The sequence below is a fragment of the Adhaeribacter terreus genome (assembly GCF_042657365.1).
GTDB lineage: Bacteria > Bacteroidota > Bacteroidia > Cytophagales > Hymenobacteraceae > Adhaeribacter_A > Adhaeribacter_A terreus.
In genome coordinates, this window is record NZ_JBHSKT010000004.1 from 425,163 (window position 1) to 442,075 (window position 16,913).

The 16,913-nt window shown below is 46.5% G+C and carries 18 protein-coding genes; 10 read left to right on the forward strand and 8 right to left on the reverse strand.

Annotated elements, in window-relative coordinates; genetic code table 11:
- Positions 1-5: 5 nt before the first annotated feature.
- Complete coding sequence (locus ACFPIB_RS09345) at positions 6-2,213, reverse strand: S9 family peptidase (protein WP_378017178.1); 2,208 nt, start codon at positions 2,211-2,213, stop codon at positions 6-8.
- 190 nt (positions 2,214-2,403) lie between these two features.
- Here ACFPIB_RS09345 and ACFPIB_RS09350 point away from each other — a divergent pair, with 190 nt between their 5' ends.
- Positions 2,404-3,030, forward strand: coding sequence for a hypothetical protein (locus tag ACFPIB_RS09350; protein ID WP_378017179.1), 627 nt, complete (start codon positions 2,404-2,406; stop codon positions 3,028-3,030).
- Between the two features lie 387 nt (positions 3,031-3,417).
- Here ACFPIB_RS09350 and ACFPIB_RS09355 read toward each other — a convergent pair whose 3' ends face one another.
- Both ACFPIB_RS09355 and ACFPIB_RS09360 read right to left on the reverse strand, forming a co-directional pair.
- On the reverse strand, positions 3,418-4,941 hold the full coding sequence (locus tag ACFPIB_RS09355; protein WP_378017180.1) for an OmpP1/FadL family transporter: 1,524 nt from the start codon (positions 4,939-4,941) through the stop codon (positions 3,418-3,420).
- Positions 4,942-4,959: 18 nt separating this feature from the next.
- On the reverse strand, positions 4,960-6,237 hold the full coding sequence (locus ACFPIB_RS09360; RefSeq protein WP_378017181.1) for a hypothetical protein: 1,278 nt from the start codon (positions 6,235-6,237) through the stop codon (positions 4,960-4,962).
- A gap of 202 nt (positions 6,238-6,439) precedes the next feature.
- On the opposite strand from ACFPIB_RS09360, the gene proS reads away from it, so the two are divergent.
- Positions 6,440-7,918, forward strand: a complete 1,479-nt coding sequence (gene proS / locus ACFPIB_RS09365) for a proline--tRNA ligase (protein ID WP_378017182.1) — start codon at positions 6,440-6,442, stop codon at positions 7,916-7,918.
- Positions 7,919-8,054: 136 nt separating this feature from the next.
- Here the strand turns inward: proS and ACFPIB_RS09370 are convergent, their stop codons facing one another.
- Both ACFPIB_RS09370 and ACFPIB_RS09375 read right to left on the reverse strand, forming a co-directional pair.
- Positions 8,055-8,552 carry a hypothetical protein gene (locus ACFPIB_RS09370; protein WP_378017183.1) on the reverse strand — a complete coding sequence of 166 codons (498 nt, stop codon included), beginning with the start codon at positions 8,550-8,552 and terminating at the stop codon, positions 8,055-8,057.
- Positions 8,553-8,636: 84 nt separating this feature from the next.
- The gene (locus ACFPIB_RS09375) at positions 8,637-9,197 is read right to left on the reverse strand and encodes a hypothetical protein (protein WP_378017184.1); all 561 of its coding nucleotides are present in this window, start codon (positions 9,195-9,197) and stop codon (positions 8,637-8,639) included.
- Between the two features lie 120 nt (positions 9,198-9,317).
- On the opposite strand from ACFPIB_RS09375, the gene ACFPIB_RS09380 reads away from it, so the two are divergent.
- The 8 genes from ACFPIB_RS09380 (at position 9,318) to ACFPIB_RS09415 (ending at position 13,814) form a co-directional block, all read left to right on the forward strand.
- Positions 9,318-9,794, forward strand: coding sequence for an NfeD family protein (locus ACFPIB_RS09380; RefSeq protein WP_378017185.1), 477 nt, complete (start codon positions 9,318-9,320; stop codon positions 9,792-9,794).
- Positions 9,795-10,003: 209 nt separating this feature from the next.
- The gene (gene floA / locus ACFPIB_RS09385; protein WP_378017186.1) at positions 10,004-11,011 is read left to right on the forward strand and encodes a flotillin-like protein FloA; all 1,008 of its coding nucleotides are present in this window, start codon (positions 10,004-10,006) and stop codon (positions 11,009-11,011) included.
- Between the two features lie 30 nt (positions 11,012-11,041).
- Complete coding sequence (locus ACFPIB_RS09390) at positions 11,042-11,434, forward strand: hypothetical protein (RefSeq protein WP_378017187.1); 393 nt, start codon at positions 11,042-11,044, stop codon at positions 11,432-11,434.
- 68 nt (positions 11,435-11,502) lie between these two features.
- On the forward strand, positions 11,503-11,835 hold the full coding sequence (locus ACFPIB_RS09395; RefSeq protein WP_378017188.1) for a DMT family transporter: 333 nt from the start codon (positions 11,503-11,505) through the stop codon (positions 11,833-11,835).
- A gap of 97 nt (positions 11,836-11,932) precedes the next feature.
- The gene (locus tag ACFPIB_RS09400; RefSeq protein WP_378017189.1) at positions 11,933-12,640 is read left to right on the forward strand and encodes a hypothetical protein; all 708 of its coding nucleotides are present in this window, start codon (positions 11,933-11,935) and stop codon (positions 12,638-12,640) included.
- A gap of 20 nt (positions 12,641-12,660) precedes the next feature.
- Positions 12,661-13,128 (forward strand): CYTH domain-containing protein, encoded by a 468-nt coding sequence (locus ACFPIB_RS09405; protein WP_378017190.1) that lies wholly within the window; start codon positions 12,661-12,663, stop codon positions 13,126-13,128.
- Positions 13,129-13,152: 24 nt separating this feature from the next.
- A complete protein-coding gene (locus ACFPIB_RS09410) occupies positions 13,153-13,533 on the forward strand; it encodes an SRPBCC domain-containing protein (RefSeq protein ID WP_378017191.1) in 381 nt (126 codons plus the stop codon).
- Between the two features lie 53 nt (positions 13,534-13,586).
- Entirely contained in the window at positions 13,587-13,814 is a 228-nt protein-coding gene (locus ACFPIB_RS09415; RefSeq protein WP_378017192.1) for a VF530 family protein, read from the forward strand.
- 1 nt (position 13,815) lies between these two features.
- Here the strand turns inward: ACFPIB_RS09415 and ACFPIB_RS09420 are convergent, their stop codons facing one another.
- The 3 genes from ACFPIB_RS09420 to ACFPIB_RS09430 all read right to left on the reverse strand — a co-directional run bounded on the left by ACFPIB_RS09420 (position 13,816) and on the right by ACFPIB_RS09430 (position 16,644).
- Positions 13,816-14,112, reverse strand: a complete 297-nt coding sequence (locus ACFPIB_RS09420) for a hypothetical protein (protein ID WP_378017193.1) — start codon at positions 14,110-14,112, stop codon at positions 13,816-13,818.
- An 84-nt stretch (positions 14,113-14,196) separates the two neighbouring features.
- Positions 14,197-14,508, reverse strand: a complete 312-nt coding sequence (locus ACFPIB_RS09425; RefSeq protein ID WP_378017194.1) for an antibiotic biosynthesis monooxygenase family protein — start codon at positions 14,506-14,508, stop codon at positions 14,197-14,199.
- Between the two features lie 102 nt (positions 14,509-14,610).
- The gene (locus ACFPIB_RS09430) at positions 14,611-16,644 is read right to left on the reverse strand and encodes an OmpA family protein (protein ID WP_378017195.1); all 2,034 of its coding nucleotides are present in this window, start codon (positions 16,642-16,644) and stop codon (positions 14,611-14,613) included.
- Positions 16,645-16,913 lie beyond the last annotated feature (269 nt).

Sequence of the window (16,913 nt, forward strand, 5' to 3'; positions counted from 1 at the left end):
AAAAACTACAGGCTCCGCTCAATAAAGTTGGTCATTTGGTTGTAAAGGTGCAAACGGGTGTTGCCGCCATAAATGCCGTGGTTACGGTTCGGGTAATAAAAACTCTCGAATTGTTTGTTGGCTTTTACCAGCGCTTCGGTCATGGCAATGGCGTTCTGCACGTGCACGTTATCGTCGCCGGTTCCGTGTATCAAAAGTAATTTGGCTTTCAGCTTATCGGCGTATTGCACCGGAGAGTTATCGTCGTAACCGGCGGCATTTTCCTGCGGGGTTTTCAGAAAACGTTCGGTGTAAACGGTATCGTAATAGCGCCAGTTGGTAACCGGAGCTACGGCAATGCCAGCTTTGAAATAATCAGCGCCTTTGGTTAAAGCCAGCAGCGTCATATATCCGCCGAAGCTCCAGCCCCAGATCCCGATGCGTGCTTTATCTACGTAAGGCAAACCACCTAAATATTTGGCCGTTTCGATCTGATCCTGGGCTTCCAGTTTGCCTAAATTGGCGTAAGTGCTTTTCTTGAAATCCGCGCCCCGGCCACCGGTTCCGCGGTTATCTACGCACACGATCATGTAGCCTTTCTGCGCCAGCATCTGGTACCACATAAAGTCTTTGGAATTCCAGGCGTCGTTTACCTGCTGGTTGCCTGGGCCGCCGTACACAAACATCAGCACCGGATATTTTTTGCTTTGATCGAAGTTGGTTGGTTTGATCATCCAGCCGTTCAGGCTTACATTTTCGGTGGTTTTGAAATTGAAGAATTCAAGCGGCGAAGTTTCATATTGCGCTAAACGACCTTTTAAAGCAGCATTGTCTTCCAGCGTTTTGATCAGGTTCCCGTTTTTGGCGGTATGTAAACTAACGGTTAAAGGCGAATTGGCGGTAGAGAAATAATCGAGGTAATACTGAAAATCGGGGCTCATGTTGATGGTGTGCGTGCCGTTTTCTTTCGTAAGTCTGGTTTTGTTTTTCCCTTTCAGGCTGATGCGGTAAAGCTGGCGCGTCATCGGCGAAACTTCGGTGGATGTGTAGAAAACGGTATTGTTTTTCTCGTCAAAACCCAGAACCGAGCTGATTTCCCAGTTGCCTTTGGTGATCTGCTTTTTCTCCTTGCCTTTTATATCGTACAAATACAAATGGCGGAAACCGTCTTTTTCGGAGCTCATCACGAAGTGTTTGCCGTCTTTCAGATAAGTAAGATCGTCGGTAATTTCTACGTAGGCTTTGTCTTTTTCCGTTAAGATCACTTTGCTTTCGCCGGTATTGGCGTTGGCGTGCAGAATTTCCAACGTGTTCTGCAAACGATTCATTCTTCTAATAGAAAGCAGGTTGTTGTCGGTGGTCCAGTTAATGCGCGGAATGTATTGATCCTGCTCCGGCCCCACGTTCATTTGCAAAGTTTTGCCATTTTTCAGGTCGTAAACCGAAATGGTAACTACGGAATTGGCTTCGCCGGCTTTCGGGTATTTAAAACGGTAATCGGTTGGGTATAAAGCGCCCCACATCTGCATGTTGTATTCCGGCACGCGGCTTTCATCGAAGGTATAAAAAGCAATTCTATCGGAGTTCGGGCTCCAGAAAAAGGCTTTCGCAAACTCAAATTCTTCTTCGTAAACCCAGTCGGCAGAACCGTTAATTATGTGGTTGAATTTACCGTTGGTGGTTAATTGTTTTTCCTGCATGGTGGCCAGATCTACCACAAACAGGTTGTTGTCGCGGGCAAATGCAACCTGCTTGCCATCCGGCGAATAGGTAGCGTAACTTTGCTTGCCGCCATTGCTGAGCTTGGTTAATTTCTGGCTTTCCAGGTCGTAAACGTAATATTCGGCTTTGGAGGAACGGCGGTAAATGGGTTCGGTGGCGGTTGAAAAAAGCACTTTCTTTTCGTCGGCACTAAATTCGTAACCATCGTACTGAATGGGTTCCTGGCTGCCTTCCACGCGCAACGCTTCGCCTTCAATGATCGTACTTACCGGCTGGCCGGTAGTTACATCTACTTTTACAATATCCGTAACCTTGTTGGCGTTATCAGCAACCTGGGAAGAATAATAGCGGCCGTCTTTCATCCAGTTTACGCCATGCACCGATTTTGCGGCAAAGGTTGGCTTGGCCCAGATATCTTCTACCGTAATTTTAAGTTTTTGCTGCGCTTCTACTAACTTAGCACTCAAAAGAAGAACTAAGGCAAAGAAGATAGTTTTTACCTGAAAATGCATAGCGTTTTAAATTGTAAACCAGATTAAAAAGTTAAATTTAACCCGAATAATTTGGCTATGCAAAGGCGGAAAAGCATTTCCGGCCTAATTTTCTTAAATAGTAATATGCTATATCTAAAAATGGTATTAAGTTTGTAATGCCGAACGCGAGTAACCAAAATTTTAATTCATAATCAATTCAGTAAAAACCATGAAAAAACTAAGAACCTTTTACCTGTCGTTATTAACTGTTGCGAGCTTAGGCCTAATGACAAGCTGCGGCGATGACAACGACGATCCGCAACCAGTACCAGCTCCAGCAGAAATGAGCACTTATTCTGCAAAGATCCTTGGAAACCAGCAGGCTGCTGCCGGTAGCTTCTTTGCATCTTCTACAGGCGAAGTTATTTCTGCCGGCAATGCAAAAGCAAACGCCTCTGTTATCGATTTCGGTTACTACTTCAGTGTTGGCGGAACAGCCGCAGCAGACAGCGCAACGATTGCTGCGCCGAACGATGTAAATGCTACGCAGGTTTTTGGCGCTATCGCTTCAGCCGATTTCGCTAACTGGGCTACTAAAAACCCGACTAAATTTAAAGATCTGGGCAACAATGCCGCTTTTTACACTGGCCCTACAAACGGCGATGAAGTTGCTGCTGTGTACACAAACATGGGTGCCACTGAAACTTCTTCTGTTAAACACTTAAACGTTGGTGATGTTTTTGCCTTCACAACAGCTGCCGGCAAACGCGGTGTTGCTATGGTTACTGCATTAAAGAAAGCTACAAACGCAGACAACAAAAGCGAGATCACAATCAATGTAAAAGTTGAGAAATAGGCCTTAACTTTTTGTTAAAAATTAAAAGCCTTGCAGCAATGCAAGGCTTTTTTTATGTTCCAATTCTTCGCCTGTTCAGGAGAAAGCCTTAACGCAACAATACATTTCCATCCTCTTATTCTGAATAGCAATCTTCAAACTACATCGCATTCAGCGTAAAGCACTTTTTAAGCCCGAAAGCATACCGTTTTTTTTAGGTTTTACTACGAATAGCACGCCAGAAGAACATGCTTGCAACCTCATGACAAGTCACTTGAATTGCCGTAAAAGTGAAAACTTCTGATCCATGCAAACCAACTTCTATCCAAACAAAAAAAGCAGCCATCTTAAAAATGAATGGCTGCTTTTTTTGTTTAAAAACGGTAGGGTTTTAAGCCTGAAAAGTCATTAAAAGTTGAAACCGGCGGTAATTACAAAGCTGTCGTTTCTATTTTCGGTAGCTACAATTGGCTGCGAATTATCGTTTAATTTATACGGCGAATAATAGCTGTTCCATTTTCCGGCCACGTAAGCCGCATCCAGGAAATATCGCTTTTCTTTCAGCCCGATGCCGCCAGTAAAATATTTACGGGCGCGGTCTAAATTACTATTAAACGCGTCGCCGTAATGCGCATAACCCGCCCGAACCCGGAAAACATCGAAACGCGCTTCTGCCCCGATCCGGTAATTCATTGCGCCACCATAAGTGCTTGAAATAATGCGGTTCTGCTGGCTGAAATAACCAGTTCCCGGATCTAACCCATACGGATTATCGTCGGAAATGCTAAAGCGCGCATCGCTGTAATCCAGATATTCCACATCCGCCGAAATGAAACCGTATTTACCAATAAAGTAAGCAATACCGCCATTTGCCCGGAACGGAGTCGTTAAGTTATATTCAAAATTACCGTCCAGCGTTTGCGCATAAATGCTGTTGGTGCTAAAAACGCCGGGCTTATAATTAGCCTGCATAGCCGTTGTGTAATTATCTTCCAGGCCGTAAAAAGTTGGCGTTTGAATAGTAGCCCCCAGGCGCAAAGCATCTATAGGCTTATAGATCAGACCAACTCTGAAATTTATGCCTGCTCCACTGGTTTTAAAGTAATCGGTAAGGGTAAGCGAAGAAAAATAAGGCTCGTCGTTGCCGGCAGTTTCGGTATAAGTACGGGTTTGTTTGTAACTTACAGTTGTTAAACCAAGCGAACCGCCAATAAATAATTTATCCTTATAACTGGCGCCGTAGCTAAAATCCCACTGGTTTTGCGCGCCGCTGCTGTTTATACTTTCGCCCTGCGTAAGAATTCCTTGCCGCGCCGGCACATACAAGTTTCCGGTAGAATCTACATCTATTAAAAACGTGGCATAAGCCAGGCCTTCCAGAGAAGTAATATTATTACCGTTCGTGCCATATTCGGCATCCAGCTGCGCCTGTGTAATGTTGAAATCCCGAAGATTATCGTCGAAAGATTGCAACAGCGAATTTTTATCTGCTACCTGCCCGGTATAACTGGTATTGGCATGCAAGGAATTCAGCCTGGTAAAACCGATCCCGAAACTTCCGCCCCGCCAATCACTTACTACATCGTCGGCTTTGCGGTCGGTAAAAACGGCTCCAATCTGCGAAATATTAAAATTATTGCGGGAGTCTGGCGTGGCAGTATTTCCCAGAAAACTTTCTGTATCGTTAAAATTAAAGCCTGGGGTGAACGTGAATTCGCTTTTGCGGTAAAGTCCTAAACCAGCCGGATTGCCAACCATCGTAGAAGCATCGGCACCTAAAGCAGTTTGCGCGCCAGCCAAACCTTGTATGCGGGCAGTGCCGCCAAAACCCAGCTGCGAATAGAGCAGGGCATCGGTTTCATTTTGCGCCGAAGCCCGGCCACTCCAGGCCAGCAAAGCCAGCCCGGCAGCCCATATTTTCAAATTCTTCATAAGTGTCTGCTTGTTTAATTATCGTCTTGGCCGTCCGCCGCCGCCACTTGGCATGCTGGAGCCAGATGAACCTCTGCCTGGTGACGAATAAGAACCACCACTATTATCGTTGCGCGAAGGTCGGCTGTTTTCATAAACCGGAGCGCTACGTTGCGGCGATGGCTGATAATTTGGCTGTGATTGCATACGACGCTGCTCTCTGCGGCTCGGCTGCTCAATTTGTACCGGCGCTTGTACCGGAGCCTCCTGTGGTCTTGCCGGGCTTACATCCTGCAAAGGCGCTCTGCCTGGGCGAGATTGCGTAGGAACCGTTGCATTATCCCGGGCCGGACGGCTGTATTCAGGAGTTGGTTGCGCATTATTCTGGAACTGGTAGTTTTCAGGCTGAATATTCTGAACCTCCCGGCCCGGACGTGAATTTTGAGCCGGACGACCACTTGGCACCTGCTGCTCACGGCCGTTCTGTGGGCTGTTGCTATTAACCGGCTGCACCGCCTTGCCTGGAGAAGTTCCTGGTTGTGCAATACGGTTCGGACGGCTGCCCGGAATTACTGTTCCGGTGTTCGGATTTGGTTGTGCAACACGGCCGCCTGGCACTGAAGGACGACCTGTTACATTATTTACCGGTGCATTACCCGGCACGTTGCTGCGGTTGGTGCGCGGCGCATAATTTACTCGCTGGCGGTTGTAACCATAGCCATAACCACTGCCAGCATAATATCCATCGTAAAAACCATGATAGTAATTGCCGTAACCCCCACCGTAGCCGTAGCCATAATAATCGTAAGGACCGTAACCGTAGCCATAAGGTCTGTAACCGTAATAACCATAACCCGGGTAACCAAAGCCGTAACCAATGCTGATCGTTAAACCGCGCGAAGGGTAGCAATATGGGTACCAGAACGGATCATAAAGGTTGTAGCAATAAGCGGCTGAATACCCGAAAGGCGAATAGAACGGATCATAAAAAGGATCGGCGCTGTAATAATTATAATTCCGGAACCGGCTGCCCGCATAATTGCGCGATGAATACCGGTTATTATCGTAGTAATTGTAATTATTAGTAATAGAAGCCTGCCCGCTTTCCGCAGTAGAATATTCCGGATTGGTAACTTCTTCAGAACCTGAACCATTTTCAGAAGCTGTTACATAATTAGCTTCCGGCCGCACGGTTCGGTCTGTAGAAGCATAATACAGATCGTCGTTTTCGGAGGACTGCAGCGCCGTGGAGCTGGTACAGCTGAAAGCCAACCCGGCCAACAGCGGCAACAAAGCAGTAGTAATTATATTTTTCATGATTTTCATTTTTAAAACGGTATGCCCGGAAGCACAAAAACTCAAACAGTATTAAACACGCCCGGTTTACTGGTTAATACAGTTTTATTAACGTATTTTTGGGCCTAAATGATATTCTGATTTCTGTAATATAGTATGCAAAATTCATACCGGTTAATAATTATTTCCGGATTGATATTGCCTTTAACAAAGATACGAAAACATGAGCAAAGCTTTACCTAAAAGAAGCGAAGATTATTCCCTCTGGTACAACGAATTAGTGAAACGTGCAGGCCTTGCTGAAAACTCCGGCGTACGTGGCTGCATGGTAATAAAACCGTACGGATTTGCCATCTGGGAAAAGATGCAGCGCATTCTGGACGACATGTTCAAAAAGACCGGCCATTCCAACGCTTACTTCCCACTTTTCATCCCGAAAAGCATGTTTGAAGCCGAAGAAAAGAACGCCGAAGGTTTTGCCAAAGAATGCGCCGTAGTTACCCATTACCGCCTGCAAACCGACCCTGATAACGCCGGCAAGTTACGCGTAGATCCGGAAGCCAGACTGGAAGAAGAGCTCGTTGTTAGACCAACTTCCGAAGCCATTATCTGGAGCACCTACAAGAACTGGATCCAGAGTTACCGCGACCTGCCTTTGCTCATTAACCAGTGGGCCAACGTGGTGCGCTGGGAAATGCGTACGCGCTTATTCCTGCGCACGGCAGAATTCTTATGGCAGGAAGGCCACACCGCGCACGCAACCGCCGAAGAAGCCGTAGCCGAAACGGTTCAGATGCTGCACGTATATGCTGATTTCGCTGAAAATTTCTTAGCATTACCGGTTGTAAAAGGGGTTAAAACGCCGAACGAACGCTTTGCTGGAGCATTAGACACTTATTGCATAGAAGGTTTAATGCAGGACGGAAAAGCTTTACAAGCCGGCACTTCCCACTTCTTAGGCCAGAACTTTGCACAGGCTTTCGATGTAAAATTCACTACCAAAGAAGGCAAACAAGAGCACGTTTGGGGCACCAGCTGGGGTGTAAGTACCCGTTTAATGGGAGCCTTAGTTATGGCGCATTCCGACGATGAAGGTTTGGTTTTACCTCCGAAGTTAGCGCCGATCCAGGTTGTTTTTGTGCCGATCTTCCGGAAAGACGAAGAACTGGCGCAGATCTCCGAAACGGTAGGCAAACTGAAGCAAAAACTCGAAGCTAAAGGAATTTCCGTGAAATACGACGACCGCGATACTGAACGCCCGGGCTTTAAATTTGCCGAATGGGAACTGAAAGGCGTGCCGGTGCGTGTAGCCATTGGTCCAAGAGACTTAGAAAACGGCACCGCCGAAGTTGCCCGCCGCGATACCAAAGAAAAGCAAAGCATGCAACTCGAAGGTTTAGAAAATACCCTCGAAAACCTGCTGAACGAAATTCAGGAAAACATCTTTAACCGCGCTTTACAATTCCGCGAAGAAAATACTACCAAAGTAGATACTTACGAAGAATTCAAACGCGTTTTAGATGAAAAACCAGGCTTTGTGTTAGCGCACTGGGACGGCACGCCGGAAACCGAAGAACGCATTAAAGAAGAAACCAAAGCCACCATCCGCTGCATTGCCTTAGATACTCCGGAAGAAAATGGTGTGGATATGGTAACCGGAAAGCCATCGAGCCGCCGCGTGTATTTTGCGAGAGCGTACTAAACAAACGGTAGCATTTTAAGCTGAAAAAGTGCTTTATTCAAACCTTCCAGGTCTCGGAGACCTGGAAGGTTTTTTGTTTCCGGAAAAACGCTATGGTTTCCGGCAGAAAAAGTAAAGCAGCTTTATTGCAATGTTTTTATTTCAGAAGTTTCTGCCCCAAGCTATAACCTACGCCAAGGCTAGGCAAAGGAATAATCATAAAAGGCACGTAACCAGGCACCGGAATAATAACACCCGAAATTCCGGCTTTCACAAATAAGCGGTTATCGGGCAATTGCCAGCGGCAAGCCATACGGAGCGTTGGAAGAAAGGTCATATTAGCAAATACGCCCTGGTTGCGATATTCTACATATTCACTTTTTACAAACGTAAGCCCCGTTCCAAATTCGCCTCGCAAATTTCCTTTGCCAATGCGCCAGGGTTTTTCCGAAAGCCAGAAAAGTTCTAACGGTACAATGGCGGTTTGCGATTTTGGCCAGACCAATGCTCCCACCCGAAAAGCGGCCAGATCGTTGCCGATGGGCACCCGGAAAAAGCGTTCATAATTCAGCGAGCCGTAAACGCCATTTCCCAGCGCTTCGCCATAAATGCCGTGGCGGTACGGCAGCAGATTTGCGGCAGAATCAAGAGGCATATCCTGCGCATAACTGCTCCCTGAAAACGTTATGAAAATCAGGCAAAAAAGTAAAGCAATTTTCCTTAAAGACATAAACGCGAATTACTTTTTCCCGAAACTGTAACCAAAACTCACCCCACCCCACGGTTGAAAGCCAGGAAAACCTTCCCCATTATTAAAGAAAAAGGGCGTAAAACCGGCCCGCAGGAAGTATGGCTTATCCGGGAAATCGTAACGGGCACCCAAACGGAAGTTTGCAATGGGCCGGAAACCAGGGTTAATGTAAACGCCTACCCTATCGTTTCTTACTTTTTCTTCGCGCTCAAAAGATTTCAGAAAAGTAACGCCGGCGCCAAACTCGAATTTCAAGGGCCGTTTTCCGTTTATAAGCGAAAATTCAACCGGCAAAATCAGGGAGTGCCAATAATCGAACGGCACCAAACTTCCACCTACGCGGATGGCGGCAACCGGATCTCCCTGCACAAAAAAGCGCCTTTCGTAATTCAGGGAGCCATAGAGCGCATTGCCGCCGGCTTCCACATAAGTACCATTCCGCAAAAAGCCAGCTTGCTTTTGCTGCACAACCTCAGCAGTTTGCTGTGCACGAACCTGTAAAGGCCAAAACGCTATTCCAACTAAGAAAAAAAGTAAAACTGCTTTCATATCTTTTCCTTTTTTTATTTAAAACTATGTTATTCCTAACAAAAATCAAACACTCTGAATAGAATTTTGTTTCCCGTAGAAAATCGTATCTTTAAGCAATACAATTAATTCCCGAAGAAAATGGATTGGATCACAATTGTTTCGCTGCTGGTTTTTGGCATTTTGCTGCTGGTAGTAGAAATTATTCTGGTACCCGGCACAACCGTGGTAGGCCTGGCTGGCATTATATTAATGACCATTGGCGTCTGGCTCGGTTTCCGCGATCTGGGTTTGGTTTATGGCTATTGGCTGCTGGGCGTTTCGGTGGTTATTACCTTTCTGTTTGTGTACATCGGGCTTAAAAAACAAACCTGGCAGAAATTTACCTTAACCACCGTAAACAAAGGCCGCGTAAACGAAGATAACCAACTCGAAGTAAAAATTGGCGAAGTGGGCAAAACCCTGTCCTCGTTGCGCCCTTCCGGCACCGGTTTTTTCCACGAAACCCAGATCGAAGTTACCACCACCGGCGAATTCATTCCCACCGGCACCAGCATTCGCATTGTAAAAGTTGAACCAAACAAAATTACCGTAGAGCGCGCCGAACAACACGCTTAATTACTGATTGCTACATTGTTAAATGGCTTAATGGTTGAATTGTAAATCGACTTTTCAGCCTGAAAAAGATAGCATTTTTCTAATTATGAATAGCGATTAGTCGTTTATTTTTCCAGAACTTGTATGGCCAAAAATTGAACGAACAACGAACAACGAACAACGAACAACGAACAACGAACAACGAACAACGAACAACGAACATATAAACTATGGAAAATCTTTCCCCCGCGTTTCTCATTGCCGGAATCGTCATTCTCTTTCTGGTATTCCTGTATTTTTTCCCGATCAACCTCTGGATCACGGCGCTGTTTTCGGGCGTAAAAGTGAATCTTTTCGATCTGGTTTTTATGCGCATCCGGAAAGTGCCGCCGAGCTTAATTGTGAATTCCATGATCACTTCTTCCAAAGCCGGTCTGCATATTTCCACTTCCGAACTTGAAACGCATTACCTGGCCGGCGGCAACGTACCAACCGTTATCAAAGCGCTTATTTCCGCCGACAAAGCCAACATTCCGCTTACCTTTAAACAAGCAACCGCCATAGACCTGGCCGGCCGCGATGTTTTTGAAGCCGTAACGACCTCGGTAAACCCAAAAGTAATTAATACACCCAACGTGGCTGCCGTAGCGCAGGACGGAATTCAGCTGATTGCCAAAGCCCGCGTTACGGTACGCGCCAACATTGCCCAGTTAGTAGGCGGCGCCGGCGAAGAAACCATTCTGGCCCGCGTAGGCGAAGGCATTGTAACGAGTATCGGCTCCTCGGTTTCACATAAAGAAGTACTGGAAAACCCCGATAAGATTTCGAAACTCGTTCTGCAGAAAGGCCTAGATGCAGGCACCGCTTACGAAATCCTTTCTATAGATATTGCTGACGTGGATATCGGAGAAAATATTGGCGCCAAACTACAAATAGATCAGGCTAACGCCGATTTAAAAGTGGCCGAAGCAAGAGCCGAAGAACGCCGCGCCATGGCCGTAGCCGTAGAGCAGGAAATGCGCGCCAAAACCCAGGAAGCCAAAGCCATGGTTGTGCAGGCCGAAGCCGAAGTTCCGAAAGCCATCGCCGACGCTTTCCGTTCCGGCAATTTAGGCATAATGGATTACTACAAAATGCGCAACATTCAGGCCGATACCGACATGCGCGATTCTATTGCCAATCCGAACTCTGGCAGCGGCAGCACCAAACCGGGCCGCGAAGAAGGCCGCCAGAGTTAAAAAACGGTAGGCTTTGAAACTTAAAAACTCATGAAAAGACTAAACCTGGCAGCAATTGTAACAATCGCAGCAGCGCTAACCGGCTGCTGCGATTGTTTTGGCGATGAACCGCTGTTAAAAGTAAACTTCCAGAATTTCAGTAATGCTGAGCTTAAAACCATTTATCTGGTTTCCGAAAGCCGCTCAGATACCTGCTTTTCCTGCGTAGATACAGTAAGTAATGCATTATATATTTTCCCCAATTCAAATACAAAGCATCAGATCCTAAGCGATTCCATCCCATTAAATAAAACAATTCAGATCAATAAAATTAAAAGCGAAACCTCAGGATTTGGTGCCTGCAAATGCAGCACTGTAAAAGAAATAAACTACGATTACGACGGACAATCTTACACAAATGGACCAGTAGTTATTTCAAAATAGCAAATCAGCAACATCAAATCCCGTTTTCCAAACTCATAACTCTCAACTTATAACTTTTAACTTCTTTAATGGCTTGGTTCCTGTTAATTATTGCCGGCTTGTGCGAAGTAGGTTTTACCACTTGCCTGAGCAAAGCCAAAGAAACTTCCGGAAATGAATCCTTGCTCTGGATCGTGGGCTTTTTCGTTTCGCTTTCGGTGAGTATGTATTTACTTTACAGAGCCACCCTCACTTTACCAATGGGTACCGCTTACGCCGTCTGGACGGGAATTGGCGCCGTGGGAACCGTTTTAATGGGCATTATTTTCTTTAAAGAACCGGTAGCTTTCTGGCGCATGTTCTTTATTTTCCTGCTCATCGGCTCCATCATCGGGTTGAAATTCGTTTCTTCGCATGAGTAGTTTTTCTGTTGAAAACGGTACCGTTTTGCGCTGAAAAAGTCATAATTGAATTACCAATGACGAACCGGCATAACATGAAAAAACGCTACCTTTCGCTATGAAAAAAGTAATGCTGTTTTGCGGCTTGGTTTTAGCGGCCACGCTATCGAAGGCGCAGCAAATGAAATATCTGGTGGGCGCAAATACGGGTGTCTTCACGCTGCACGGCCCTTCCACAGAAAAAGTATCTTCCATAAATGCTTATTCCCTCAGCGCTGAAAAAGGCTATACAAACAACCCATTTAGTTCTAACCTGGGCGGTGCATATGGGGTTTCAGCGCAGGTACAGCGCTTTACGAAAGGCAGATTGGTTTTCGGCGCCGGCTTAGGATACGAGTTCATGCAAAACAACATGGAAATAAATCAGGTCTATGGACCTAATGGGAATATGCCTGTTGCCGCCAAAGGGCGTTCCACGGTAACGTATCAGTTTATTAACGTAAATCCGTTCATCGGCTACCGCTTCGCCTTAGATTGCCTGCAGCTCGAGCTTACCGCCGGCGCAGATATCGCAACGCCTTTAAAAGCGCACGAAGAGGGCGAAGCCACCGATCACAACGGCAATTCCGTTAAAACCTCGCTAGACCGGACGTTAGAAATTACGGATATTCGCGAACGCCTCCAGGCCACGGCATATTATAAAAAAACGGGGCTTACCATTAGCTATTCCAACGGCTTATCGAATTATTTAACGGGTTGGGTAGGCGGCACCAATCTGGCCTATTCCCGGGTTTTAAGGATCGGGCTTGTTTATAAGATCAACTAACCATTTTTGCACTAAAACGCATGCCTGTAGAAATAGAACGCAAATTCCTGGTAGATAAAACGCTATGGGGAAAGCTCGAAAAACCCGCCGGTAACCTTTTTCGCCAAGGTTACCTGCATGCTGATCCCGAGAAAACGATCCGCGTGCGCGTAACCGATACGACTGGATTCATCACCATAAAAGGTGCAACTTCCGGCACGAGCCGCCTAGAATACGAATATGAAATTCCGAAAAAAGAAGCGGAAGAATTACTCGATAACTTTGCCGAAAACGGTTTGACCAAATTCCGTTATTTCATGCCGTTTCAGGGCAAAACCTGGGAAGTGGATGAATTCCTGGCTGAAAACGAAGGCTTGATGATCGCGGAAATTGAATTGCATTCGGAAGACGAAACGTTTGAAAAACCGGCCTGGATTGGTGCAGAAGTTACCGGCCAGAAAAAATATTATAATTCGCAGTTATCGGTAAACCCGTATAAAAACTGGTAAATTGCCGCTTTAAATTTTGCCCGCATGAAAGATTACAAGAAATATTACATCGTTCCGGCCGAGCCCGAAGAAGTTTATTCGGCGCTTACCAACCCCAACGAACTCGAGATCTGGACCGGCGACCCGGCCGAAATGAGCACCGAACCCGGCTCCGAATTTTCGCTCTGGGATGGTAGTATTGCGGGCAAGAACCTGGAATTTGAACCCAACAAAAAAATTGTGCAGGAATGGTATTTCGGCGAACAGGAAGAACCTTCTATTGTAACCATAAAACTGCACCCGCACAAATACGGCACTTCCGCAGAGCTGCGCCACACCAACATCCCCGACGAAGCCTTTCGGGATATTTCCGAAGGCTGGGATGAAAGTTATTTCGGTGCTTTAATTGGTTTCTTCGAAGGTTAAAAACGGTAGGGTTTCGGGCTGAAAAAGTCTGAAGCCCGCACAAAAAGCAAGAAATGGAAACGCAACCCAATAACCCGCTGCACGGCAAAACCCTGGAAAACGTAATTACCGAACTGGTAGGTTTTTACGGCTGGAAAATGCTGGGCAACATGATCAATATCCGCTGTTTTACCCACGACCCGAGCATAAAATCGAGCCTGAAATTTCTGCGCGCTACGCCCTGGGCCCGCAAACAGGTAGAAGACCTTTACGTGCATTACGTTACCAACAAAAAGAAATAGGTTAAACTACCTGCTTCAGAATTTCGCGGTGCGAGCGTTCTACGTGCTGCTTAAAATCTTCGTACCATTTCTGCCATTCGCCGGTGCTCATGTTGCCGCTCAGTTGTTTTTCATAATCGGCCAGCGTTTTGTGCCCTTTCTCAATGATCAGCCGGTAGGCATCGCCGGTAAAATCAGAAAAAACGCGCACTTCCAGCGCAACGGGCATCAGGTTTTTGCTTACAGCTTCATCGAGCAAGGTTTTGGCGGCTTTGTAATGCCCGAATTTGAGATAAAAAGTATCGCGGATGATATACATAAGGCAGGTTGTTTTTAAAGTACGTTCTAAAAACAGCCGGCTGTTGCAAAAGTTTATTCCGGAAAAACCGATTCAACGAGACAATTAAATCCCGTATTCGCGCTCAACTTTACAGATCCGCACCCGGAAATCTTCATACCATTTTTCACGGCCTTGCTGACGCGCAATTGTATGTTCGGTATGCTCGCGCCAGTTCTTAATGGCTTCCAGGCTTTCCCAATACGAAACGGTAATTCCAATTTCTTCGCGGGCGCTTTCCACGCCTAAAAAACCGGGTTGCTGCGCGGCTAATGCCACCATTCGCTCTGCCATATCGTCATAGCCATTATCGCCTTGCGTACGAACCGAAGTAAAAATAACGGCGTAATAAGGTGGTTTGGGAGTAGCAGCGAACATGATGAATTCCTTTTAGTTTTCAGGGTGAAAAGCATAGCGTTTTAAGCCGGACCTTCCATTTAAAAATAAAAACCTGCCGTTTTGCAGCAGGTTTTTCAGGTTCTATTTTTTCAGGACGGTAAATTCCACGCGGCGGTTCAGGCGGCGGGTTTCTTCTTTCGCGTTGCTGGCTACCGGTTTACTGTCGCCAAAACCTACGGTTTCAATGCGTTTCTTTTCTATGCCTTTATCGGTCAGGTATTTTCTAACGGCATTTACCCGGTCTATTGAAAGCTGCATGTTCAGTTTGCTGTCGCCTTGGTTATCGGTGTGGCCTTCCAAACGAATAACTACCGAAGGATTTTCTTTCATGATCTTCACCAAACGATTCAGTTCTGAAAAAGAGCTTTCGCGCAGGTAAGAGCGGCTTTGGGCAAAGAAAATATTGTTCAGCGTAATTTTAGCACCAACTTCGAAAGGCACTAAAAACAGATCGCGGTTAATTTCGGTATATTCGGTGGTTTCGGTAGCGTCTATATTTTCATTCACCGCAATGTAACCATCAGCCTCCGCCATGTACCCATAACTCGTTCCCGAAGGCAGTACGATGGTGTAAGAACCATCTACCGGATTCGTTTGCGCCACGCCTAATTCCTCGCCGGTTACCAGGCTTTCGTACACGATCTTGGCTTCGAGCGGCTTCTGGGTTTTGGCATCCAGCACTTTTCCGGTTACCAGAATTACCGGCTCCGGCTTGAATTGCGAAACCAGTTTAATTTTAAAGATATCTTCCGAATTTCCGGTACCGTTCCGCGTAGAAACCAAATAAGCATAATCGCCGGCGGCAGCTACGGTATAATAAGCGTCCCAGTCTTTGGAATTAATATTCGGGCCTAAGTTTAGCGGCGTGCTCCAGTTCTGCCAGGTATCGTCGAGGCGCTTAGAGTAAAAAATATCGCTTTTGCCGTAGCCTTTGTGCCCATCCGAAGCAAAGAATAACGTTTTTCCATCGGCTGCCAGGAAAGGCGCAAATTCCGATTTCTTGGTATTAATGGTTTTGCCCAGGTTCAGTGGCTTGCTCCAAACCCCAAATTTCTGCAGGAAACTCACAAACAGATCCTGACCGCCTACGCCATCGTTACGGGTTACCGCCATGAGCAAAGTTTTGCCAGAGTTAGCCAGAAAGTAGTCTACGTTCTCGTTCGATTTATTGTAGTAATTCAGAATATTCAGTTTCACAGGCATGCTCCAGCCATTTTTCGTACGCGTACTGATCGAAGCGCCTTCCGGGCTGATCGTGCCATCCGGATTATAAGTATTGATGAGCAGCAGCGTATTGCCGTCGGCGGAAACGGAAGTTACCCCGTTATTGCCCGCGTTATTGATCGGGCCGCCTAAGTTCCGCGCCGGGCCCCAGGTTTGCTCTTTCGGATCCAGAACCGGCGAAAACCAAACATCCTGGCCATCGCTGGAGCCGCCCGTATTTTTCGGGTGATTCTGACGCGCGAAGAAAAGCGTTTTCCCATCGGAAGAAATAACCGGACGCGTTTCCGTGTATATCGAATTTACGCTCTCGCCAATGTTTTCCATTACCGTATCAAAGGCAATTTCCTGCTTCCCTTTCAGCTCTTTTTTCACGAAAGATTCTTCAGTATCGGCAATACCAATGGCATCTATCTGGTTTACGCCTGCTACGGCCGCCGTATTCATGGTAACGCGCACGCCAATGGTGCGGTATTTGGCCGCCGGAAAAGAAACGGAAAGTACCCGGTGCCTTACAGACAGTGGTCCGGGTTTTTCGTTGGTATACACTTCGTGCGGTTTTCCGCCGGTATCTATCAGTTCAATTTTGGTAATGGAGCCCGGATTAGCATTTTCCACCACCGAAACCTGGCGCGCCACCAACGATTTCACGAACCGCACCTCAATAACTTCTTCCTTTTCGTCGTCTTTTTTCGGGCTCCAGGCCTGGCTGTTTGGTTCGCCTAAGGGTAAAGCGTTCGGCTCGCCGAGCACCTGGTCGGGGCTGAAAGCATCTTTACCGCTGGCGCGCTGCGACGAAACTTTATGCACTTTCCAGGCCCAAACATATTTCTGAGCCGAAGCCGCATGCGCCGCCAGCAACAGGATTATTACTACAAGTAAGTTTTTATGCATAGATCGGAGTTCAGCTATAAAATTGCCCGTTTGCCAGCCAGAAATTTGGATAACCGGGTTCCGGGCGCTGTATTAAAATGTATTCATAAAATTGCACGCTTTATCTTAAAAAACAAAACGCATATCTTTTAAATCAAGATATTCCCCCGTTAAGTACCGTAGATTTCAATTATCTCTTGTTTTATAGCAGACCAGATCTAACCTCTAATCGTTGCCCGGAGCAGGAAATTTAACCCGAAGCACAAGGAGTTTCTGAGCGTTTTTTTATA